Below are 21968 nucleotides of genomic sequence, written 5' to 3'. Positions count from 1 at the left end.
ACCCGGAGGGGAACACAATGAAAACCAAAAACCTGTTGATAAAGCTGCTAGCGCTGCTGTTGGTCTTTGGACTGGTGGCATCGGCGTGCGGCAACGACGATGACGACGACACCGCGTCGGGCGACGGGGGCTGCGAAGAAATCTACGAGGTGCGGTACGCCAACTTGGCCACCTTCATCTTGTACTTCCGCGACCTCGAAGCCGGGCTGCGCGACTTTGGCGCCCAGAACTGCTGGAACTTCGTCGCCGCGGATGCCGCGTACGTGATCGAAGACCAGGTGGCTCAGATTGAGGACTTCGTGACCCAGGGGGTTGATCTAATCATCGCCTCGCCGGGCGACCGCCAAGCGCTCATTCCCGCCTATGAGGCTGCCGCGGCCGCCGGCATTCCCATGCTGTCCACCGGCGACAGCGTCCAGGAGGCTGCCCCGGAGATCGGCTTCATCGGCACCGATTGGGGTGTTGAGGGAACCAAGCAGACCGAGTGGATGGTCGAGCAACTCGGCGGATCGGGCAAGATCGCCCGCATCGGCGGCCCGGGGGCAAGCGAGTACGTGGAGAAGCGCCGCGAGGGCTTCGAGCACACCATGGAAAACAACCCTGGCATCGAAGTGGTGTTCAACCAGAGCGCTAACAGCTTCACGGCTGAGGAAGGCCTCCGGCTGGCCCAAGACGCCTTGACCGCCAATCCCGACCTCGACGGCATCTGGGCCGACAGCGATGCTCTGGCATTGGGTGCGGCCACCGCTGTGGAAGAGGCTGGCATTGACCACGCCGACATCCTCATCAGCGGGACCGACGGCGAGCCCGCGGTCTTTGACCAGATCCGGGCCGGATCTGGCGTGGATATGACCATCGCCCTGCGGGGCTATCAGTGGGGTTGGCAGACCGCCGAGGTCGCTCACCAGTACCTCACTACCGGCAGCACAGGCCAGGGATACTTCATCCAGGCCCCCACCTTCGTGGTGGATGCCGACACCATCGAAGGCATGACCAACGCCGATCTCCGGTAGGGGTACTCACCCTCCGGTAACCCACTAGCGAACATGACCTATCGGGCCGACGTCCTCATCATTGGCGCCGGTGCCTCCGGCGGGGTGGCCGCGCGCCACCTGGCCGAGCACGGCTTCGATGTTGTCTGCCTCGAGCAGGGCGATTGGCCCGATAGGTCCGCGTTCCCCGGCGCTCGCCCCGACTGGGAGCTGGCCATCCGCAAGGACTGGGCCATGAGCCCAAATGTGCGGAGTCGCCCGGAGGATTATCCGGTGGTCCATGACGACTCGGACATCGAGCCCCTCATGTACAACGCAGTGGGGGGCAGCATGATCATCTACGCGGGGACGTGGCCCCGGATGCTCCCATCGGACTTCCGGGCGCGGACTATGGACGGGGTGGCCGACGACTGGCCCATCGCCTATTCGGACCTGGTTTCCTATTACAACGCCATCGACCAGCAGATCGGTGTGTCCGGCTTGGCCGGAGACCCGGCCTATCCGCCCCACGATGACTATCCGCTGCCGCCGCTGCCCTTGGGCGCGGCCGGGCGGCGGGTGGCCGAAGGGCACAACCGGCTGGGATGGCACTGGTGGCCCGAGCCCAACGCCATCTTGTCCGCCCCCTACGATGGGCGGAGGCCCTGCGTGCAGCGGGGAGTGTGTACGTCGGGATGCGCCGAGGGGGCAAAGGCCTCCACCGACCTCACCCACTGGCCCAAGGCGACTGCCGCTGGCGCCCGGCTCATCACCGGGGCCCGAGTCAGCCGGATCACGATGGGCTCGAGAGGGCTGGCCACTGGGGCTGTCTGGCTGGATCGCTCCGGGGTCGAGCATCGCCAGGAAGCCGACGTGGTGATCCTGGCGGCCAATGCGGTGGGAACGGCGCGGCTGCTGTTGCTGTCGGCCGATGACCGCCACTGTCCCGACGGGCTGGCCAACTCCAGCGGCTTGGTGGGTCGGCGCTTGATGATGCACCCGTTCTCGGTGGTCACTGGGTGGTGGGACGACCAGGTGGAGGGCTGGCAGGGCCACTTCGGGGCCAGCATCACCAGCTACCAGTTTTACGAGACCGATCCCGACCGCGGATTCATGCGAGGGGCCAAGTGGGCCCTTTCGCCGGTCGGCGGTCCCCTCAACCACATCTTGCCTATGCGGGCTGGCAACGAGGTATGGGGCCCCGATCATCATGAGCTAATGGGTCGTACATTCGGACGGGGGGCGAGCTGGGCCATCTTTGGCGAGGATCTCCCCGAGGAGCTCAACCGCGTGGAACTCGACCCGGAACGCACCGACAGCCACGGCATTCCCGCACCCCGGGTGAGCTACCGAATCTCCGATCACTCACGGCGATTGATGGCCTTCCAGGAAGCCAGGGCTGAAGAGTCGCTGAGGGCATCAGGGTGCCGGGAGACCGCGGTGGCCAGCATGATCCCCTATTCGGGATGGCACCTCATGGGAACCGCCCGCATGGGCAACGACTCGGTCTCCTCGGTGGTCAACTCCCGCCAGCAGGCCCATGATGTGCCCAACCTGTACATCGCCGATGCCAGCGTGTTCGTAACCAGCTCCGGGGTGAACCCCACCTGTACGATCACCGCGCTGGCCTTGCGAACCGCGGACCTATTGGTTCAGCACCGCAGCGAGCAGAAGGTCCCGGCATGACGACGCCCACATCGCCCGCCTCGACGGCCGATATCGACATCCACCGATTGACTGCTCTCGCCGACGTGATGCTGCCCGCCGCCCACGGGATGCCCGCAGTCTCTGACGTGAAGGCAGTGGAGTCTTATCTGCCCCAAGTCTTGGGTTGGCGCAAGGATCTACACCAGCCTCTGGTCCGGGCGGTGGATGCGCTTGATCCGTCTTTATTCACCATCGACCGGCTGTCGGCGCTCCATGAGGAGGACGAAGACGCCTACGTCGCCCTTACCACCGCAGTGGCGGCGTGCTATTACCTCAGCCCGGTGGTACGCGAGCTGATCGGTTATCCGGGCCAGGTGGCCAAAACCTACGATCCCTTCGCCTACACCGAGTGGGTGGCCGAGGGTCTGCTCGATCCGGTTGTCGACCGAGGCCCGATCTGGCGGGAGACCCCAGGATGAGCCGGGCAGTGATTTTGACGGACTACAGCCACGGCCCCGCGGTCGAAACCCTCGACGTGGGACCAGTCCCGCCGGGGGGCGCGCTGGTGCGGATTGACGCCGCCACCGTATGTGGCACCGACGTACACATCTGCGATGGCGTCTTCGAGCAGCTGGCCAGTCTGCCTTTGGTGATGGGCCACGAGGGCACCGGCACGGTTGTCGAACTGGGAGCGGGGCTGGAGCGCGACGCGCTTGGCCAGCCGCTTCGACCCGGCGACCGCGTCGTGTGGGCTCACAATTGGTGCGGCCGGTGCTATTTCTGCGCAGTGGCCAAACAGCCCACCCTGTGCGAGAACACAATGGGCTATGGGTGGGGGCCCTATGAGGAGGGCGCCGTCAACGGAACGTTCTCCGAACACCTGCACGTCTCGCCCGATTCGCGTGTGCTGCGGGTGCCCGAGGGGGTGTCCAGCCCGCTCGCATCGGCGGCCACCTGCGCCCTGCGCACGGTGATGCACGCCCTCGATCGCATGCCCCGTATCCGGTTCAGCGACTCGGTGGTAGTTCTCGGTGCTGGGCCGGTCGGGGTCCTGGCCGCAGCGGCGGCGCTGCGGAGTGGGGCCAGCCAGGTGATCCTCATCGGTGCGCCCGCATCCCGGCTGGCCGCCACCGAAGAGTGGGGCCTCACCTCTCGCATCGACATCGATCACACCGAGCCGGACGAGAGAATCGAAGCGGTACGCAACATAACGCAAGGCCGGGGAGCAGACATCGTGCTCGAATGCGCGGGACCGCCCAACGCCTTCAGCGAGGGAATGGAGATGGTGCGAGCCGGCGGCACGCTCATGGTGATCGGCCAGGCCCATGGCGAAACGGTGCCCGTAGCGACCACGGCCATGAAAGTTCGCCAGCTCACGGTGAGAACCTCGCTTTCGGCCGACATCTCCCACTTCCACGATGCTCTCCGGTTCCTCGACCGGCATAGCGTCGAGTTGGGATTGGAATCGACAGTGTGCTCAACCACTTATTCGCTGGATCAGGTGACTGACGCCTTGGCCGCCATGCGAACCGGTGCCGAGATGAAGCCGGTGATCGTCCCATGACTGCTGAACTGCTGGCCGCCGATCTCCGCGACCGCTATCCGCTACTGGTGGGCGACCGCGAGGTATCCGATGGCGACATGATGGCGGCAATCGCCCCGGGCACCGGTGAGACAGTGGCCGAGGTGCCGCTGGCTGACGCCGCGGTGGTGGACCGCGCCGTCGGGGCAGCCGCCGAGGCCCAACCGGCGTGGGCGGCGCTCTCGGCGGCAGAGCGGGGCCGGTATCTGCGTGACCTGGCCGACGCGGTGCGGTCGCAGGCCGAGCGTCTGGCCCGGATCGACGCCATGGACAGCGGCAATCCTGTGGCCGCCATGCGCAACGACGTGGCCTACGGGGCCGATGCCCTGGATTATTTCGCCGGCATCGCCCGAGAGCTGCACGGGAAGACCCTGCCGGCGTCGGCCAACAGCCTCCATCTGACCCTGCGGGAGCCCTACGGCGTGGTGGCCCGCATCCTGCCCTTCAACCATCCACTGATGTTCACCCTGTTCCACTCAGCCGCCCCTTTGGCTGCGGGCAACACCGTTGTCGTGAAGGCTCCCGACCAAACCCCTGTTTCCCCCCTGGAGGTGGCCTATCTGGCGGCGGAGGTCCTGCCTCCCGGCGTGCTCACCGTGCTCACCGGAAACGGGGCCACCACCGGCGAAGCTCTGGTGGCCCACCCGGGCATCAGCCGCATCGGCTTCACCGGGCGAGGGACCACTGGACTGCGGGTCATGGAGGCCGCCGCCGCATCCGGGCGGGTGAAGCACGTGACCGTGGAACTGGGAGGCAAAAACCCCTTGCTGGTGGCGCCCGACGCCGATCCCGCATTCGTGGCTGATCAGGCCGTGGGGGGGATGAACTTCGAGTCTTCCCAGGGGCAGTCTTGCGGATCGACTTCCCGGCTCTACGCCCCTGCTCACCTGCACGACGAGATCGTGGACGCAGTGGCCGCCCGGCTCGACCAGATCAGGGTGGGCGATCCCCTCGATACGGCCACCACCATGGGACCGTTGGTCTCTGAGCCCCAGCTCAGCCGAGTGCAAGGCTACGTGGAGTCTGGGCAGACCGAGGGTGCCCGGATGATCAGGGGAGGGGGCGCTCCCAAGGGCGCTCCCAAGGGCGGGTACTACCTGGCTCCGACGCTGTTCGACCGGGTAGAGCCAGGCCACACCATCGCCGCCGAGGAGATCTTCGGGCCGGTGCTGTCGGTGCTGGAGTGGCGGGATCGGGACGACCTCATCGCCCAGGCCAATGCCACCCGCTACGGGCTGACCGCCAACATCATCACCAACGACTTGGACTGGGCCATGGACGCCGCCCGCCGCGTGCAGGCCGGGTGTGTGTGGATCAACGGGCGAGGCCAGCACTTCCTGGAAACACCGTTCGGGGGATACAAGGACTCCGGGCTGGGATCAGAGGGGTCGATGGAGTCGCTGCTCAGCTATACCCGAACCAAGGTCGTTCACGTTCTCGACATCGGAGCACGCCAATGAGCAACAACACCGAGGCCATTCCGGTTCTCAAAGAGAAGATCGCCACCTCGACCCGGATATTGGTCCGCGAGCGGCTGATCGGCCCCTTCGGCCATCCCTCGGCCCGGATTCCGGGCACCGACTTGGTGGCGGTGCTGGGCCACACCCACGACGACGTGAAGGACCTGGCCGAGACCGAGCCCGGCGACGTAGTGGTGATGGACCTGGAGGGCGAAGTGGTTGAGGGATCGATGGATGCTCCTGGTGAGCGGTTCATGCACACCGAGATCTATCGGGCCCGTCCTGATGTGGGGGCGGTGATCCATGCCCACCCCATGCACTGCATCGCGTTCTCGATGACCGATGTTCCCCTCGCCCCGGTCTGGCACCTGTGCACGCTGTTCGCCGACGGCGTGCCGGTGTACGACTCCGCGGTGCAGATCGACAACACCGAGCGCGGCCGAGCCGTGGCCGCGGCCCTGGCCGACCGGAAGGGCATCCTGTTGAAGGGCCATGGACTGACCGTGGTGGGGTCGACCATCGAGGAGGCAACCGTGAGCGCCGTCAACCTCGAGCGTTCGGCCCGGTTGCAGATCATGGCCCAGGGCATCGGCTCGGTGGAGGCCATCGATCGTTCGGAGCTCACCGACGAACTACTCACCGACGGCTTGACCCTGGAGGAGTACACCCATACCCAGTGGGACTACTGGGCCGTGGAGTTGGCCCGGTGAGAACCCTGCGCCGCGAGGATCCCCGACTGCTGAGGGGCAACGGCCGCTATGTGGCCGACATCGAACTGCCGTCGATGCGCTACGCCGCGTTCGTGCGCAGCCCGGTGGCTCATGCCGACCTGAACGGGGTGGAGCTTCCCTCCGGCGTTGTCGGGTGGACAGGGAAAGACCTGGTCGGGCGCATAGACATGATGGCCCCCAACGAGGCTGATGGCGGGGTTTACCAAGACAAACTGCTGGAATCCTTGGGCGACGACCGGCTCTTTGTGCGCCACGAGGGCCGCCCGCTTCTGGCGGTAGACCGGGTACGGCACGTGGGCGATCCGGTTGCAGTGGTCGTCGCCGACTCTCTCTACGCGGCCGCCGACGCGGCCGACCGGGTGCTCCTCGACCTGGCCCCCCGCCCAGCGGTGGTGGATCCCTTCGCCGCGCTGGCCGCCGACGCTCCCCGGCTATACGACCATTGGCCCGACAACCGCTCGCTGCTCGTTGCCGCTGGCTTCGGCGACATCGACTCCGCCTTCGCCGAAGCCGCCCATGTGAGTCGCCGCCGGCTGCACTCGGGCCGGTTGGCCTGTCACCCCATGGAGCCGAGGGGCGTGGTGGCGGAACACGATCCCCGCACCGACCTGCTCACTGTGTGGAGCAGCACGCAGATTCCCCACCCGCTGCGCACCGCCCTGGCCAAGGCTCTGGGTCGGCCTGCCCACCGGATACGGGTGGTGGCTCCCGATGTGGGCGGCGGCTTTGGCGTCAAGGCCATTCCCTACGCCGAGGAGCTGATCATGGCCTTCCTCGCCCTGGAGACGGGTGTCCCGCTGAAATGGGTGGAGCAGCGGAGCGAGCACGGACTGGCGGCCATTCAGTCCCGCGATCAGATCCACGACATGGAGCTCGCTCTCGATGGCGACGCCCGCATCCTGGGAGTACGCGACCGCTTCGTGGTGGACAACGGTGCGGCCAATCCCCTCGGCGTGGTCCAGCCTTATAACACGCTGGCCCATCTGTGCGGGTGCTACCGGGTGCCGGCGTTGGATGTGGAGGCTACTGCGGTGGTCACCAACAAAGCCCCGGTCTCCCCCTACCGGGGAGCGGGGAGGCCCGAAGCAGTCTTCGCCATGGACCGCATCATCGACGTGGCCGCCCGGGAGATGGGCATCGACCCGGTGGAGCTTCGCCGCCTCAATCTCATCACCCCCGACGAGATGCCCTATTCGGTGGGTCTCAACTATCGGGATGGCACTCCCATGACCTACGACAGCGGTGACTTCTACGCATGCTTCGAGGAGGCCGTGGAGTTGGGCGAAATCGACGATGGATTGCGGGGAGGGGCGCAGGACGACAACGGTCGGCTAGTCGGCGTCGGTATGTCCACCTATGTGGAGGGCACCGGGGTCGGACCTTTTGAGAGCGCCCGGGTGCGGGTGGATGAGACCGGTTGGGTGGAGGTGGCCACTGGCGCGTGTTCGCAGGGCCAGGGACATGAGACCGTGTTCGCCGAATTGTGCGCGCAGACGCTGGGCGTCGACCCCGAGCAGGTGACGGTCATTGGAGGCGACACCGCCGCGGTGGAGCACGGCTGGGGCACGTTGGCCAGCCGCAGTGCGGTGGTAGCGGGTAGCGCGATTCATGAGGCGGCCGGGGTGTTGCGCGACCGGATTGTGAACGCGGTGGCTGAGCAGTGGGAGCTGGCCCCCGCCGACCTGTGCATCCGAAACGGCGAGGTAGAGGTAGTGGGAACACCCACTAGGCGCATGGGGCTGGCTGAAGTGGCTGCGGGCTTTGCCCCCGGAGGCGCGTTTGCCAACGGCAGCAATGCCGGCCTGGACGAGGTGGTCTGCTTCGAGCCGCCCACCGTCACCTTTGCCGCCGGGGTGCATGTGGCCCGGGTCGCTGTCGATCCGTCCACTGGTGCGACGGAAGTATTGGACTACGTGGTGGCCCATGACTGCGGACCGCTGCTTTCTCCCATGATCGTCGACGGCCAAATCGCCGGGGGAGTGGCCCAGGGGATCGGAGCTGCGCTGTTCGAGCAGGTGGTGTACGACGCCGACGGCCAACCTCAGAATCCCAGCCTGGCCGACTACCTGGTGCCCGATGCCGCCGGGGTGCCCGAATTGGCCGTCGCCCATTTGGAGACTCCGTCGCCGCTCAATCCGTTGGGCGTAAAGGGCGTGGGTGAGGCGGGAGCAATCTCGCCGCCGGCTGCGGTGGCCAACGCCATTGAGGACGCCCTGTCTGAGCTGGGTGTCCAAGTAAACCGGGCGCCGGTAACGCCCGACTATCTGTTCGACCAATTGCAGGGAGCAGGATCATGACCGCAAGCCAACCCGGATCAGTCGTCGACCCCCCCCGCCCTGAGGGCTCCCCGTCGTCGGACGTCGCGCTGAGCGTGTCGAGGATCCACAAACGCTACGGCGGGGTGGTCGCGCTTCGGGACGTTTCGCTGGATTTCCCCACCGGCACGCTCACCGCCATCGTGGGCGACAACGGGGCCGGCAAGAGCACCCTGTTAAAGGTGATCTCCGGAGCGGAGCAGCCCGACGCGGGACAGGTGGTGCTGCACGGCGAGATTCGCCGCTTCCGGTCGCCGCTGGACGCCCGCACGGCCGGTATCGAAACCGTGTACCAAGACCTGGCCCTGGCCGACAACCTTGATGCTGCCCAGAACCTGTTCATGGGGCGGGAGCTCAAGGTGGGGTGGGGGCCGCTCACGTTCCTGCGGCGCCGGGCCATGCGCCGCGACACCGAGCAGATCATCCGCCGGCTCAACATCAAGATCCCCTCGGTCCGCATCCCGGTCCAGCACTTCTCCGGAGGCCAGCGCCAGGGCGTGGCCATCGCCCGGGCCATGAACTGGGGCAACGAGGTGATCATCATGGACGAGCCCACCGCCGCGCTCGGCATCGCCGAGACCGCACGGGTGGAAGACCTGATCACCACGCTACGAGAGCGCAATCTGACCATCGTTGTGGTGAGCCACAACCTCGACCAGGTGTTCCGGCTTGCCGACCGGATAGCGGTCATGCGCCGGGGGCAGCTCATCGAGCTGCTGGACGCCCACAGCACCGACGCCCAGAAGCTGGTGTCACTCATCACCGGTTTGGCCGCGTCTCACGATGCGGCGGATGGCCATGAAGGGGCATGAGATGGCGCCGAAAGTGGGAGTGCAGATCCGCCCCAATCATGTGAGCTGGGACGAGATGGCAGCTGCTTGGCGGTACGCCGACGAGGCCGGTGCCGACAGCATCTGGACATTCGACCACTTCTTCCCCATCGACGGCGACCCCGAGGGCACCGCCTTTGAGTGTTGGTCCACGCTGGCCGCCATGGCGTCGGTCACCAAGAGGGCCCAGATCGGCCCGCTGGTCACCTGCACCGGATTCCGCAATCCCGATCTGCTGGCCGACATGGCCCGCACGGTGGACCACGCATCCGGGGGCCGGTTGGTGCTCGGTCTGGGTTCGGGATGGTTGGAGCGCGACTACCAGTCCTACGGCTTCGCCATGTCCCGAGACGCCGACCGAATCCGGGAGATGGAGGTGGCCATCCACCGCATCCGCCACCGGCTGGCACAGCTCCAGCCTGGCCCGGTGGGTCCGCTTCCCATTCTGATCGGCGGGTTGGGGGAGCGGATGACCTTGGACGTGTGCGCTCGATTGGCCGATGCCTGGAACGGTTGGGGCACGCCTGATGAGATCGCCCACCTCAACGGGGTGCTGGACCGCTGGTGCGAGCGGGCCGAACGCGATCCCTCCCAAGTGGAGCGGACGGTGGCACTGTTCGAGACCGCCAGTGATGCCACTTATGACGACTACGCGGCCGCGGGGGCCGAGCACCTCATCCTGGTGCGGTCAGGCCCTCATTATCGGATCGAAGAGACGGGGTCCCTCTTGGCCTGGCGGGATGCTCGGAGCGGGCCATGAGCAGAGCGACTGGCCCATTGTGGATGCCGTTCACCTCCGCCGGCGGCGGCAAACCGGCGGCGGTGGTGGCCGCAGACGGGAACTATGTGGAGACCGAAGACGATGCCCGACTGCTCGACGCTACGGCCGGCGGGGTGGCCTGCGTGATCCTGGGCCATGGCCGAACCGAGATCGCCGACGCGGTGGCCGACCAGCTCCGCACCCTCGAATACCACTGCCTGTTCGGTTACAGCCATCCTCGGGCTCAGGAGCTGGCCGAAGCGGTTTCCGCCCGAACGCCCGGCGATCTGAACCACGTCTTCTTCACAAACTCCGGCTCCGAGGCGGTGGAGACCGCCCTCAAGATGGCCCGCGGCTATTGGCGCCGGGTCGGTCAGGCCTCCAAGACCGGTTTCGTGTCGCTGCACCGCGGGTACCACGGCATGAACATTGGTGGGATCTCGGTGGGCGGCCTCACCGAGAACCGGTCGGGATTCGGCCCGCTGCTGGAAGGATGCACCCAGGTACCAGCTCATGACATCGATGCTTTGGAGCAAGAGCTGGTCTACCGCGACCCCAGCACTGTTGCCGCCGTGATCATGGAGCCGGTGCAAGCGGCCGGCGGCGTCTACCCGCCCCCGGAGGATTACCTGTCCCAGGTCAGGGAAGTGTGCAACCGCTTCGATGTGCTGCTGGTGCTGGACGAGGTGGTGTGCGGATTCGGACGCCTGGGCCACTGGTTTGGCGGTCACCGCTATGGGGTGGTTCCCGACATCATGACCGTGGCCAAGGGCCTCACATCGGCCTATGTCCCGATGGGGGCGGCCATCGCCGGCAGCCATATTCACGAGGCGTTCGTCGACCCCGAGGGAGCCATCGAGCTGATGCACGGCTACACGTACAGCGGGCACCCCGCGGCCTGTGTCGCCGGGCTGAAGGTAATCGAGATTCTCGAGCGGGAAGGCCTGGTCGACCACAGCTGCCAGACCGGAAAATACCTTCAAAGGCGAGTCGCCACGCTGGGCGCCTTGCCCGCGGTGGCTGAGGCTAGGGGCGAGGGCATGCTGGCCGCCGTTGAGCTGTCGGGCGACAGCCCGGAGCCCCTGGTGGCTGAGGCCCAGCGGCGCATCCAATCGGCCGGGGTGCTGGTGCGGGCTCAAGCCGACCACCTGGGCATCTACCCGCCATTCACGTTCACAGCCGCAGAGGTGGACCGAGTGGTCGAAACGATTGGAACTGTGCTTGAGGAGATGTCGTGACCTACGACCGAGTTGACTCGATTTTGAAGCAGTGGGCTGGCGAACGCCCTGATCTGGATGCCTCGCCTATCGGGATCTTCGGGCGGATATCTCGCATCGACCGTTTGTTCGAACAGTCCATGGCGGAGTTCCTCCGGCCCCACGGCCTCACTTTGGGGTTGTTCGACGTGTTGGCGGCGTTGCGGCGGAACGGCGAGCCGTTTCAAGCCAAGCCGAGTGAGCTGGCGGCCATGACCATGCTTACTTCCGGGGGCATGACCGGGCGAGTGGACCAACTCGAGAAGCTGAATCTGGTCCGTCGGGTGCCTGACCCCGATGATCGCCGGGTCATGATGGCCCAACTCAGCCCGGAAGGCAGAGAGCTGATCGATCAGCTCATGGGCGAGCACCTAGAGCGCGAGCGCACCCGGCTGGAGTGGTTGCACGACGGAGAGTCGGAGGATTTCGCCGGCTATCTGCGCCGGCTGGAGGCGTCCCTTCGCTCCCTCGATGGGCAGATGCAGGGAGAAGGCCGAGCCAATTAGGACGCGGTAAAGCACCAGGAGATGGTGTCGGCCTCCGCGGGTCCCACGTCTTGGCGCCAGTAGGCCACTAGGGCGCAGTTCTGCTCGGCTTGGAGTCGCTCGATCACCTTGCCCTGATCGGGACGGAAGGTGAAGCGGTTGAGATTGGGCAGGTGACGTATCTGGTCGGGGGGAATGACCACTCCGTTGATGGTCAGCCGGGCGTCGTAGCCGGGGGCGAGGTCGATGCCGACGGTTTCTTGGGCGAGGACTTCAGCGCTGCGGGGAGGTATGAGCTCGTCTACCGCGGCGTTGCCGGTAACGGTCACGTCGTTGTTGTCGGTGTCGGCCAGCAGCAGGGCCAGCAAGATGGCCGCGGCCCCCGCCAGGGCGGCGAGGCCCAACAGCACCCGGCGCAGAACAACCGACTCCAGCACCTACCCAGTGTGCCCGCTGGCCAAGGTCGGAGACACCCTGAGTGGCGCGGTTCTGAATCGCTAGGCAAGTACCCTCAATGCGTGGCCAATGACCGCGGCGAGATCGGCCGAGTTCTGGGCGGGCGTTATCGGCTCGTAACCCACATTGGTACCGGCCGGTTCACCAACGTGTATCTCGCCTACGACCTGTCCCAGTCGCGTCGAGTAGCGGTCAAATTGCTCTCCGAGGATGTTCTGCCCGACGGATGGATTGGGGAAGGGGCCTTTGTCGGCCGTTTCCTGGAGGCCGCCGAGGAAGCCGCCGCAGTAAGCCATCCCCATGTAGTGGCCGCTCACAATTGGGGAGACTCCGACCTCGGTCTCTACGTGGTGAGCGACTACATGGAGGGCGGGAGTCTGCTGGGGATGATGGATGCCGGGCACCTGCTGTCTCCATCGCAGGTGCTCATGGTCGGCCTGGACGCGGCTCGAGGATTGGAGCACATCCACGACCAGGGGATCATCCACGGCGACATCCGGCCCTCCAACATCTTGTTCTCGCGCCGCGGCCGAGCTCGGTTGGCTGATCTGGGCACATCATGGGCCTTGACTTCGTCGGAGACCGGGGGAGCACTGATGGCGAGGTCGGTCTTCTCAGCCATCGACGCGGTTCGCTACGCCTCCCCGGAGCAGGCCCAGGGCCTGACCCCCGACGACAAGAGCGACGTCTATTCCCTGGTTTTGGTGCTCACCGAGGCGCTGTCGGGCCGGGTGCCGTTCGAGTCTGACGACCCCGAGTACACCCAGATGGCCAAGATGAGCCGACAGCTCGACCTGGCCGGACAATTTTCCCGCCTGGGTCGGGTGTTGGAGCAGGCGGGACGACCGGAGCGGGCCGAACGCCCCACTGCTCGCGAACTGGGCCATGGGCTGCTTGCCGCGGCCGAGACACTGTCCCGCCCAGCCCCGCTTCCTCTGATCAAGCCGGGTCCGGAGATCCCCGACACCGGTGAGTCCGCGGCCACGGCGGCACCCGACAGGCACTCAGAGGAGGCTGCCCCAAAGGCTAAAGGCCGTATGCCAAATCGGAAGAACCGTTCCGCACCCCGGGAAGGCGGTTCGGCATCCCGGGAAAGTCGCTCGGCACTCCGAAGGCTGCTGGCGGCGGTGGTGGCGCTTGTGGTGCTGGGGGCGGCGGGATTCGGGGCCTACGCCCTATGGGACAGCCAGTTCGGCACCGATCCCCAGCCGGTGCCCGATCTGGCCGAGGTTGACGAGGCTCACTTGTCCCGCATTGTGGGCGAATCCGGCTGGGTGCTCGAACGCCTCGAACGGCGCCAAGACGGCACCATGGCCGGCCAGATACTCGGCCAGGCACCGCTGGCGGGAACTGGTCTCGAACGGGGAGAGACCGTCACAGTGTGGGTGTCCTTGGGCCCTGAGCTGGTTGTGATTCCCGGCAACCTCGCCGGCCTTGCGGTGGAAGACGCCGAAGTATCGCTGGCCGCAGTGGGCTTGTCGGTGGGGGATGTCAACGAGCGCTTTGACGAGACCGCGATAGAGGGAGTGGTGATCGAAGTGGACGAGCTGTTCTCGGAGGTCGAGCCGGGCAGCAGTGTGGATTTGGTGGTCTCGCTCGGGCCAGCTCCCCGCGTGGTGCCCGACATCGCTACCGGTTCATCGCTAGCCGTGGCTCGTGAGCGGCTGGAGGCTCTCGGCTTGGGCGTGCTCGAGTGGCAGATGCCCGACAATGTGGTAGCAGCAGGCCGGGTGGTGAGAGTGGAGCCGTTGCCGGGAACCGAGGTGGCTGCCGATTCGGTAGTGACGGTGGTGGTCTCCGATGGGCCTGAGAAGGTGCGAGTGCCGTTACTCGCCACCCTTGGGGTGGGAGAGGCTTCGAACGTTCTCGAGCAAGCCGGCCTCTGCCTGGGCGAGGTGGACGGCCCGCTGGATTCCGAGATACTGGCGTCCAATCCGCCAGCCGACACCGTCGTGGACTTTGGGACGTGCGTGAGCGTGATAACCAGGCCTGAAGAGGGAGCGGAGCAGAGCCCACAAGAAGGCTGAGAGCATCGGGCTCAACCCGATTCGAGTGCGGTGAGGGCCCGGAGCCGGGATTGGGCATGGCGGGCGAAAGCGGTCTGCTCATCGGTCATGCCCTCTCCGAACAGGATGAGGACCAGGGCCAAGTCGCCGTCCACCCGCAGGGTGCCGGTCAGAAAGCCATGGGCCACGATGTCGGGGTCGTCGGTCACGAATGCGGCCAGGGCTGCGGGATAGTCGAGGATCACAGTGGCGTCGGGGTCGTCCAGTCGGCCCGGAACCGGCAGTGGTCCTCCGGCCTCGGTGTCGATGTAGGCATGGAATTGGCCACTGCCGAAGGGGGTGTCGGTAACCACAAGATTGACTCTGGCGGTGTGAATGGGATCAGGCGCGGCCGATGCCAGCTCCTCTCGCAGCGCCATGGCCGCTTCGATCCACTCTGGGCTGAGAAATGGGTGCGACCCCACCCCGGCAACGTAGGCCACCAAGCGACTCCGGCGCGGGAAACCGGCAATTGGAGCGGTACCATGCGCTTCGGTATGGGCCAGCAACGCATCACCCGGGCTGAATGCGCCCATGTGGCCGCTTTGGCCCGCTTGGAGCTGACTGACGAGGAGCTGGACCGTTTCACCGGTCAGCTCGATGAGCTGTTGGACCATGTGGCTGAGGTGGAGGCGCTGGACCTGGAAGCCCTTCCCCCGACGATGCACGCCCTTCCCATCGCCAACTTGCTTCGCCCCGACACTCCCGGCGAGGTACTGGACCGCGACGAAGTTCTGGCGCAGGCGCCGTTTGCCGAGGACGGCCAATTTCGGGTTCCCCCGGTTCTGGGGGAGGCACCGTGACCGCAGTCGAGATTGCCGCCGCCGTGCGATCAGGGCAGCGGTCGGCTCGCTCGGTGGTCGATGAGCACTTGGATGTGATCGCCGGCGGTGACGCTGACATCCATGCCTTCAACCTGGTGGCCGCGGCCCAGGCCCGGGCTCGGGCCGACGAGATCGACGGCGCAGTGGCCGCCGGCAACGATCCCGGCCCCTTGGCCGGAGTGCCCGTCGCCCTCAAGGACAACCTGTGTACCCGAGGGCTGGCCACCACCTGCTCCTCTCGCATCTTGGAGGGCTGGGCACCGCCCTATGACGCCACCGTGGTGGAGCAGCTCCACAATGCCGGTGCCGTGGTGGTGGGCAAGACCAACATGGACGAGTTCGCCATGGGCAGTTCCACCGAGAACTCGGCGTTCGGCCCCACCTGCAACCCGTGCGACACCAGCCGCGTGCCGGGGGGCTCGTCGGGGGGCAGCGCCGCCGCGGTGGCCGCCGGGTTCGCCCCGGTGGCGCTGGGCAGCGACACCGGAGGGTCGATTCGCCAGCCCGCCGCGCTGTGCGGGGTGGTCGGCGTCAAGCCCACCTACGGCCTGGTGTCCCGCTACGGCTTGGTGGCGTTTGCATCGTCGCTAGACCAGATCGGCCCCTTCACCACCACGGTTGCCGATGCAGCTGCCGTCCTCGACGTGATCGGCGGCCCCGATGCCCGCGACTCCACCAGCATCAGCGAACCCCAGCCCCCGGTGTCCGACACGCTGGCCGACGGGGTTGATGGGCTGAGGGTGGGAGTGCTGGCCGAGTTGAGCGGCAACGGCATCGCCCCCGATGTGGCTGCTCGATTGAAGGCTGCGATGGGAGCGCTGGAATCAGCCGGAGCCCGCGTCGCCGAGGCCAGCGTGCCGGCTGCGGTCTTCGGTCTGTCGGCCTATTACCTGATCGCCCCGGCCGAGGCGTCCAGCAACCTGGCCCGCTACGACGGCGTCCGCTACGGGTTGCGGGTGGACGGCCCCAGCACTCCCGACATGAACACCGCCACCCGCTCGGCCGGCTTCGGCGATGAGGTCAAGCGCCGCATCATGATCGGCACCTACGCCCTGTCGGCCGGGTACTACGACGCCTACTACGGCAAGGCCCAAAAAGTGCGCACGCTCATCATCAACGACTTCGCCTCCGTGTGGGAGCGGTTCGACCTGCTGGTGAGCCCCACGTCGCCCACCACCGCTTTCCCGTTGGGAGAGCGCACTGCCGACCCCATGGCCATGTACATGAGCGACGTCTGTACCGTGCCGGTGAACCTCACCGGACAGGCCGCCATGTCGGTGCCCTACGGGGTGGGCGACGACGGCCTGCCGGTGGGCGTGCAGATCATGGCCCCCGCTCTGGGTGAACCGGTCATGTTCCGGGCCGCCGCGGTGCTGGAAGCGAGCTTGTGATGAGCGACGAAGCCCAGACCATCCCTGGACTCGGCGCCCCGGCCGACACCGAGTGGGAGACAGTGGTGGGCCTGGAAGTCCACGCCGAGTTGGCCACTGAGACCAAGCTGTTCAGCGCCAGCCCCAACCGGTTCGGCGGCGAGCCCAACACCCACATCGACCCGGTGTCGCTCGGCTTGCCCGGTTCGCTTCCCGTGCTCAACGAGAAAGCGGTGGAGCTGGCCATTCGGGTGGGCCTGGCTCTCAACTGCCGGATTCAGCCATCGGTGTTTGCCCGGAAGAACTACTTCTACCCCGACATGCCCAAGGACTTTCAGATCAGCCAATACGACCAGCCCATCAACGTGGACGGCTGGCTGGAGCTGCCCTCGGGCAAGCGGGTCGGCATCGAGCGGGCCCATCTGGAGGAGGACACCGGCAAGACCGTCCATATCGGCGGGGGAGGACGCATCCACGAGGCCGGGTACTCGCTGGTGGACTACAACCGTGCCGGGGTGCCGCTCATTGAGATCGTGGGCCATCCCGAGCTGCGTTCAGCCGAGGAGGCCCGCCAATACGTTTCTGAATTGCGGTCCATCCTGGTGGCGGTGGGGGCGTCCGACGGCAAGATGGAGGAGGGTTCCCTGCGGGTGGACTGCAATGTGTCGGTGCGCCCGGTGGGAAGCGACCGGCTGGGCACCCGGTGCGAGATCAAGAATGTGAACTCGCTCCGCTCGTTGGGCCGGGCTGTCGAATATGAGGCCCGCCGTCAGATCGACCTGCTGACCAGCGGGCAGCCCATAGAGCAGCAGACCCGGCATTGGAATGAGAACGACGGGCGCACCCACGCCCTGCGCTCCAAAGAAGAGGACTACGACTACCGCTACTTCCCCGAGCCCGATCTGCTACCGCTCAACCCCAGCACCGAGTGGGTGGAGCAGGTCCGAAATACCCTGCCGTCGCTGCCCCGAGACCGCCGGTTGGGCCTGGCGGAGGCCGCCCCTTCCGTGGACATCGACCACATTGCACTGGCCGTCGAGCGCTCGATGGACGAACTGGCGTTGGCGGCCATCAGCGGGGGAGGGGCAGCAGAGCGGGTGATGACCCACATCGTCCAGAACTTGGCCGATGGGTCTGGCCAGTTGACCCCCGAAGCGCTCGCCGACCTGGTTGGCATGGAGGAGGCGGGCGATCTGACCGCTACCCAGGCCAAGAAGGTGCTGGCTGTGCTGGTGGAGGGCGGGGGATCGCCTCAAGACGCGGCCCAGACACTGGGATTCGAGGCCATGGACACCGGCGAGCTGGAGTCTTTGGTCGACAGCCTCATTGCCGAGCACGCCGATGAGTGGTCCCGATATTGCGACGGAGACAACAAGCTCACCGGCTTCTTCGTCGGCCAGGTGATGAAGGCCACTCAGGGCCGAGCCGACGGAAAAGCCGTCACCCAACTCCTCAATTCCCGCCGCGGCTAGAGGGCTGGTTTTCTGGGGATTGGATAGGGTGCAGGGCGATATGACGCTGCTGGAACGGTCGGCCCGAATGATCGACGAGGGCGCTGACGAGCCGCAGCAGGCGATCCATCCCATGGACGGATCGTTCCACGAGATTGCCGACGACATAGCCATAGTGTGCGCGTTCTCGCATGTGTGGTCGGTGGCCACCGAAGAGGGGTTGGTGGCCATCGACACCTCGCTTCCGGGGTTCGCTCCCATCGCGCTGGGCCACCTCCGCCGGTGGAAGGGTCTGCCGGTGCACACCATCGTCTACACCCACGGCCACATGGATCACGTGGGCGGGGCCCCCGCCTTCGTTGAGGACGCCTTGCAGCAGGGGAGGGCCGCTCCCCAGGTTGTGGCCCACGAGGCCGTGGATCGCCGATTCGACCGCTACACCCTGACCCAGGACTACAACCGGCTCATCAACCGCCGCCAGTTCGGGCGAAGCGGCGTGATGGACATGTTCGCCGACGACTGGGTGCGCCCCACCACTGACTACGCCGCCGAGCTGGAGTTGGAGGTGGGCGGAACGTCACTGCGGCTCATACACGCCGAGGGGGAGACCGACGACCACACCCTGGTGTGGCTGCCCCACCAGAGGGCGCTGTTCGCCGGCGACCTGTTCATCTGGTACTTCCCCAACGCGGGCAATCCCCAGAAGGTGCAGCGCTACCCGGCGGAGTGGGCCGCGGCCCTTCGCCGGATAATCGACCTGCGACCCGAGCTCTTGCTGCCGGCGCACGGCCTGCCCATCGAGGGGGAGGAGCGCATCGCCATGGTGCTCGACGATGTGGCCACCGCTCTGGAGGGTTTGGTGGCCGACACGCTGGAGATGATGAACGCCGGGGCCCGTCTCGACGACATCATCCACCAGGTGCGGGTTCCCGACGACCTGATGGCCAAGCCCTACTTGCGGGCCGGCTACGACGAGCCCGAGTTCGTGGTGCGTAACATCTGGCGCCTCTACGGCGGCTGGTACGACGGCAACCCTGCCCGCCTTAAGCCCGCCCCGGATCAGGCGGTGGCTGCGGAAGTCGCCCGGTTGGCTGGAGGGGCTTCCGAGCTGGCAAGCCGGGCCATCGAGCTCTCCGAAGCCGGCGACCTGCGTCTTGCCTGTCATCTCGCTGAATGGGCCGCCCAAGCCGCGCCCGATTCCCCTGGCGTGCTCGAACAGCGTGCCGCGGTGTACCAAAAGCGGCGAGACCAAGAGCAGTCGCTCATGGCCCGCGGCATCTACAACGACGCGAGCAAGACATGAACATCGACACTGAAGCGGTCGACCTGGCCCTGACCACGACGCTGGCGGTGCGGAAGCGGCTGGATCTAGAGCGTCCGGTGGACGATCAGATCATCCTCGACTGCATCGACATCGCCGAGCAGGCCCCGACTGGCGGGAACCAAACCAGCCGGCGATGGATCGTGGTGCGCGATCCCGAGATCAAACAAGAGCTGGCCCGGCTGTACCGCGAGGTAGTGGGCGGCTTCATGCTTGAGGCCCGCGACCGCTTGGAGGGCACCGACCACCCCCGGGCCAAGACGGTGAGCTCATCCGCCTATCTGGTGGAGAACTTGGCCGAAGTGCCGGTGATCGTCATTCCCACCATCGTGGGCCGCCACGACGGCAGCGGCGCGCCCGGACTTTTCGACTCGGTCATCCAAAGCGGGTGGAGCTTCTGCGTAGCCCTGAGGGCCCGGGGATTGGGCTCTGCCTGGACCACCGCCGTCTTGGCTAAGGCCCCCGAGCTGAAGGAGCTGCTTGGCATCCCCGAGGAGATCACCGAGATCGCCATGTTCCCGGTGGCGTGGACCAAGGGCACTGACTTCCGGCCCGCGCAACGTACCCCAGCCCGAAACATCACTTTCTTCGACGGCTACGGCCGCACCTACGAGTCCGGTCCGGGAACCCCCGTGAAGATGGCCGACGGCCCCGGCACGATGGTGGAAACCGACATCGCCGCCGAGATCGACGAGGTGTGGGCCGCAGTCACCGACATCGACCTCCCCGCCCAGTTCTCCGACGAGTTCACCGGGGCAGCCTGGGACGAAGGCTTCGACGGCCCCGCACTGGGCGCCACATTCACCGGCCGCAACCACCTAGAAGTGATGGGCGACTGGGAGGTTCCCTGCTTCGTAGACGTGTGCGAGGAACCCACGGCCTTCGGCTGGTGTACCTCCGACCCCGACAATCCCGGCGCAAGGTGGCGTTTCGAACTCCAGTCCCTCATGGGCGGCGGCACCCGCCTCATCTACCGCCTCCTCCTCGGCCCCGGCCCCTCCGGCCTCAACATGTTCATCGAGCAGAACCCCGAAAAAGAACCCCGAATCATCGCCAACCGCCTCCAAGTCCACCGCACCAACATGCAGGCAGTGGTGAACGGCATCAAAGCCCACGTGGAAGCAGGGGCCTCCTAGCTCGACCCAGCTAGCGCACCGCGCCGGGGACGAGCCAGCGGGGGGTGGCGAAGCGCCAGAGGAGGGTGATTAGGCGGGCGGCCATGAGGGCCCACATGGCGCCCCACAGCCAGCCGATGCCGGCGTCGGCGGCCATTACCCATAGGGCTAGGGGGATGAAGACCGCGGCGGCGCCGGCCATGGCCACGGCCAGGAAGCGCATGTCTCCGGCGCCGATCAAAACGCCGTCGAGGGCGAACACCACTCCGTTTACCGGCTGGATTAACGCTAGGTGCAGCATCAAGAATCCCACGAGAGAGAGCACGGCCTCATCGCTGGAGAACACCAAGGGGAGCCACGGTCTGGTCGCCAGCAGCACAATTGTGGCCGCCAATCCGGTGGCCAATCCCCACTCGATCATGCGGCGACCGGCGGCCCGAGCGTGGTCCAGTTCGTTGGCACCGAGGAAGCGGCCAATCATGGCCTGCCCGGCGATGGCCACCGCGTCCAGAACCAAGGCTAAGAAGAACATGAGCTGGTAGATCACCTCGTGGGCGGCCAATTCGATGTCTCCCAAGCGGGCGGCTACCGCCACCGACATGGTGAACGAAGCCCGCAGTGCCGCGGTGCGCAAGAACAGGTCCAATCCCACTACCGCCAAACGCGCAATCATCGAGCGGTCGGGGGCCATGGTCACCCCGTGGACTTTCACGGCCTCCCGAATCCACCACACGTAGGCCCCCGCAGCGAGCCATTGGGCCACCACGGTCGACAGCGCCGAGGCCCCGATACCGAAACCGAGTCCGTAGATCAGCACCAGCTCCAGGGCAAGGTTCAGCCCGGCAGTGAACACGGCCACCTTCAGCGGTCGCAGTGTGTCCTGCAGGCCCCTCAGATAGCCCACCCCGGCCAGGGTGATGAGCATTCCCGGCAGGCCGAAGAGGCTGATCCGCAAGTAGATCCGGCCCTGAGCCAGTACCTCGCCGTCAGCCCCGAGGACTCTGAGCAGGGGGTCGGCGAACACATAGGCCGCCGCGGCCAGCACCGCGCCGACGGCCCCGGCCAACCACAGCCCCTGCACCGCCTGCTGGGCGGCCCGGCGATGGTCACCCGCGCCGATGAGCCGCCCCACCGCCGCGGTGGTTCCGTAGGCCAGGAAGATGAACAGCGACAACGCCCCCAACAGCACCTGTGAGGCCACCGCCAGCCCACCCAGATGGGGGGTGCCCAGATGCCCCACCACCGCGGTGTCGGCCAAGGTGTAGAGAGGCTCGGCGATCAGCGCGCCCAGGGCGGGAACGGCCAGGCGGGCGATCTCCCGGTCGAAGGGCGACTTGTGCAATCCCATT

The 21968-nt window shown here is 66.5% G+C and carries 20 protein-coding genes; 17 read left to right on the top strand and 3 right to left on the bottom strand.

Annotated elements, in window-relative coordinates; all coding sequences use genetic code 11:
- Positions 1–17: 17 nt before the first annotated feature.
- Genes ACOQPI_RS15085 through ACOQPI_RS15035 form a run of 11 tightly spaced genes read left to right on the top strand, consistent with a single transcriptional unit; the run spans position 18 to position 12058 of the window.
- Entirely contained in the window at positions 18–1013 is a 996-nt protein-coding gene (locus ACOQPI_RS15085) for a sugar ABC transporter substrate-binding protein (protein WP_420620442.1), read from the top strand.
- Positions 1014–1046: 33 nt separating this feature from the next.
- Positions 1047–2657, top strand: a complete 1611-nt coding sequence (locus ACOQPI_RS15080; protein ID WP_420620441.1) for a GMC family oxidoreductase — start codon at positions 1047–1049, stop codon at positions 2655–2657.
- Positions 2654–3097, top strand: a complete 444-nt coding sequence (locus tag ACOQPI_RS15075) for a hypothetical protein (protein ID WP_420620440.1) — start codon at positions 2654–2656, stop codon at positions 3095–3097. Before ACOQPI_RS15080 ends, ACOQPI_RS15075 begins: the two co-directional genes overlap by 4 nt.
- On the top strand, positions 3094–4182 hold the full coding sequence (locus tag ACOQPI_RS15070; protein ID WP_420620439.1) for a zinc-binding dehydrogenase: 1089 nt from the start codon (positions 3094–3096) through the stop codon (positions 4180–4182). Before ACOQPI_RS15075 ends, ACOQPI_RS15070 begins: the two co-directional genes overlap by 4 nt.
- The gene (locus ACOQPI_RS15065) at positions 4179–5660 is read left to right on the top strand and encodes an aldehyde dehydrogenase family protein (protein ID WP_420620438.1); all 1482 of its coding nucleotides are present in this window, start codon (positions 4179–4181) and stop codon (positions 5658–5660) included. The genes ACOQPI_RS15070 and ACOQPI_RS15065 overlap by 4 nt, the downstream gene beginning before the upstream one ends.
- Positions 5657–6370, top strand: coding sequence for a class II aldolase/adducin family protein (locus tag ACOQPI_RS15060; protein ID WP_420620437.1), 714 nt, complete (start codon positions 5657–5659; stop codon positions 6368–6370). Before ACOQPI_RS15065 ends, ACOQPI_RS15060 begins: the two co-directional genes overlap by 4 nt.
- A complete protein-coding gene (locus ACOQPI_RS15055) occupies positions 6367–8688 on the top strand; it encodes a xanthine dehydrogenase family protein molybdopterin-binding subunit (protein WP_420620436.1) in 2322 nt (773 codons plus the stop codon). Before ACOQPI_RS15060 ends, ACOQPI_RS15055 begins: the two co-directional genes overlap by 4 nt.
- Positions 8685–9518, top strand: coding sequence for an ATP-binding cassette domain-containing protein (locus tag ACOQPI_RS15050; protein WP_420620435.1), 834 nt, complete (start codon positions 8685–8687; stop codon positions 9516–9518). Before ACOQPI_RS15055 ends, ACOQPI_RS15050 begins: the two co-directional genes overlap by 4 nt.
- Positions 9499–10296, top strand: a complete 798-nt coding sequence (locus ACOQPI_RS15045) for an LLM class F420-dependent oxidoreductase (RefSeq protein WP_420620434.1) — start codon at positions 9499–9501, stop codon at positions 10294–10296. Before ACOQPI_RS15050 ends, ACOQPI_RS15045 begins: the two co-directional genes overlap by 20 nt.
- A complete protein-coding gene (locus ACOQPI_RS15040) occupies positions 10293–11534 on the top strand; it encodes an aspartate aminotransferase family protein (protein WP_420620433.1) in 1242 nt (413 codons plus the stop codon). Before ACOQPI_RS15045 ends, ACOQPI_RS15040 begins: the two co-directional genes overlap by 4 nt.
- Positions 11531–12058 carry a MarR family winged helix-turn-helix transcriptional regulator gene (locus ACOQPI_RS15035; RefSeq protein ID WP_420620432.1) on the top strand — a complete coding sequence of 176 codons (528 nt, stop codon included), beginning with the start codon at positions 11531–11533 and terminating at the stop codon, positions 12056–12058. The genes ACOQPI_RS15040 and ACOQPI_RS15035 overlap by 4 nt, the downstream gene beginning before the upstream one ends.
- Here the strand turns inward: ACOQPI_RS15035 and ACOQPI_RS15030 are convergent.
- Positions 12055–12474, bottom strand: a complete 420-nt coding sequence (locus tag ACOQPI_RS15030; protein WP_420620431.1) for a hypothetical protein — start codon at positions 12472–12474, stop codon at positions 12055–12057. The genes ACOQPI_RS15035 and ACOQPI_RS15030 overlap by 4 nt on opposite strands.
- An 81-nt stretch (positions 12475–12555) precedes the next feature.
- On the opposite strand from ACOQPI_RS15030, the gene ACOQPI_RS15025 reads away from it, so the two are divergent.
- Complete coding sequence (locus ACOQPI_RS15025) at positions 12556–14520, top strand: protein kinase domain-containing protein (protein WP_420620430.1); 1965 nt, start codon at positions 12556–12558, stop codon at positions 14518–14520.
- An 11-nt stretch (positions 14521–14531) separates the two neighbouring features.
- Here ACOQPI_RS15025 and ACOQPI_RS15020 read toward each other — a convergent pair whose 3' ends face one another.
- Positions 14532–14981 carry a hypothetical protein gene (locus ACOQPI_RS15020; RefSeq protein ID WP_420620429.1) on the bottom strand — a complete coding sequence of 150 codons (450 nt, stop codon included), beginning with the start codon at positions 14979–14981 and terminating at the stop codon, positions 14532–14534.
- A gap of 42 nt (positions 14982–15023) precedes the next feature.
- On the opposite strand from ACOQPI_RS15020, the gene gatC reads away from it, so the two are divergent.
- The 5 genes from gatC to ACOQPI_RS14995 are packed head-to-tail and all read left to right on the top strand — an operon-like array spanning position 15024 to position 20640.
- On the top strand, positions 15024–15341 hold the full coding sequence (gene gatC / locus ACOQPI_RS15015; RefSeq protein WP_420620428.1) for an Asp-tRNA(Asn)/Glu-tRNA(Gln) amidotransferase subunit GatC: 318 nt from the start codon (positions 15024–15026) through the stop codon (positions 15339–15341).
- Entirely contained in the window at positions 15338–16753 is a 1416-nt protein-coding gene (gatA, locus tag ACOQPI_RS15010; protein ID WP_420620427.1) for an Asp-tRNA(Asn)/Glu-tRNA(Gln) amidotransferase subunit GatA, read from the top strand. Before gatC ends, gatA begins: the two co-directional genes overlap by 4 nt.
- Complete coding sequence (gene gatB / locus ACOQPI_RS15005) at positions 16753–18204, top strand: Asp-tRNA(Asn)/Glu-tRNA(Gln) amidotransferase subunit GatB (protein WP_420620426.1); 1452 nt, start codon at positions 16753–16755, stop codon at positions 18202–18204. The genes gatA and gatB overlap by 1 nt, the downstream gene beginning before the upstream one ends.
- Before the next feature lie 40 nt (positions 18205–18244).
- A complete protein-coding gene (locus ACOQPI_RS15000; RefSeq protein WP_420620425.1) occupies positions 18245–19486 on the top strand; it encodes an alkyl sulfatase dimerization domain-containing protein in 1242 nt (413 codons plus the stop codon).
- The gene (locus ACOQPI_RS14995) at positions 19483–20640 is read left to right on the top strand and encodes a nitroreductase family protein (protein ID WP_420620424.1); all 1158 of its coding nucleotides are present in this window, start codon (positions 19483–19485) and stop codon (positions 20638–20640) included. Before ACOQPI_RS15000 ends, ACOQPI_RS14995 begins: the two co-directional genes overlap by 4 nt.
- Before the next feature lie 10 nt (positions 20641–20650).
- On the opposite strand, the gene ACOQPI_RS14990 is transcribed toward ACOQPI_RS14995, so the two are convergent.
- Positions 20651–21967, bottom strand: coding sequence for an MATE family efflux transporter (locus tag ACOQPI_RS14990; RefSeq protein ID WP_420620423.1), 1317 nt, complete (start codon positions 21965–21967; stop codon positions 20651–20653).
- Position 21968 lies beyond the last annotated feature (1 nt).

The organism is Candidatus Poriferisocius sp. (assembly GCF_965219815.1).
In the GTDB taxonomy this organism is placed as follows: Bacteria; Actinomycetota; Acidimicrobiia; order Acidimicrobiales; family Bin134; genus Poriferisocius.
The sequence above is the reverse complement of the archived record's forward strand: the minus strand, read 5'-3'. Positions and strand labels throughout refer to the sequence as shown.

Coding starts and splice junctions, on each gene's coding strand:
- ACOQPI_RS15085 (WP_420620442.1), top strand. CDS start 18: ATGAAAACCAAAAACCTGTTGATAAAGCTGCTAGCGCTGCTGTTGGTC.
- ACOQPI_RS15080 (WP_420620441.1), top strand. CDS start 1,047: ATGACCTATCGGGCCGACGTCCTCATCATTGGCGCCGGTGCCTCCGGC.
- ACOQPI_RS15075 (WP_420620440.1), top strand. CDS start 2,654: ATGACGACGCCCACATCGCCCGCCTCGACGGCCGATATCGACATCCAC.
- ACOQPI_RS15070 (WP_420620439.1), top strand. CDS start 3,094: ATGAGCCGGGCAGTGATTTTGACGGACTACAGCCACGGCCCCGCGGTC.
- ACOQPI_RS15065 (WP_420620438.1), top strand. CDS start 4,179: ATGACTGCTGAACTGCTGGCCGCCGATCTCCGCGACCGCTATCCGCTA.
- ACOQPI_RS15060 (WP_420620437.1), top strand. CDS start 5,657: ATGAGCAACAACACCGAGGCCATTCCGGTTCTCAAAGAGAAGATCGCC.
- ACOQPI_RS15050 (WP_420620435.1), top strand. CDS start 8,685: ATGACCGCAAGCCAACCCGGATCAGTCGTCGACCCCCCCCGCCCTGAG.
- ACOQPI_RS15045 (WP_420620434.1), top strand. CDS start 9,499: ATGGCCATGAAGGGGCATGAGATGGCGCCGAAAGTGGGAGTGCAGATC.
- ACOQPI_RS15040 (WP_420620433.1), top strand. CDS start 10,293: ATGAGCAGAGCGACTGGCCCATTGTGGATGCCGTTCACCTCCGCCGGC.
- gatC (WP_420620428.1), top strand. CDS start 15,024: ATGCGCTTCGGTATGGGCCAGCAACGCATCACCCGGGCTGAATGCGCC.
- gatB (WP_420620426.1), top strand. CDS start 16,753: ATGAGCGACGAAGCCCAGACCATCCCTGGACTCGGCGCCCCGGCCGAC.
- ACOQPI_RS15000 (WP_420620425.1), top strand. CDS start 18,245: ATGACGCTGCTGGAACGGTCGGCCCGAATGATCGACGAGGGCGCTGAC.
- ACOQPI_RS14995 (WP_420620424.1), top strand. CDS start 19,483: ATGAACATCGACACTGAAGCGGTCGACCTGGCCCTGACCACGACGCTG.
- ACOQPI_RS14990 (WP_420620423.1), bottom strand. CDS start 21,967: ATGGGATTGCACAAGTCGCCCTTCGACCGGGAGATCGCCCGCCTGGCC.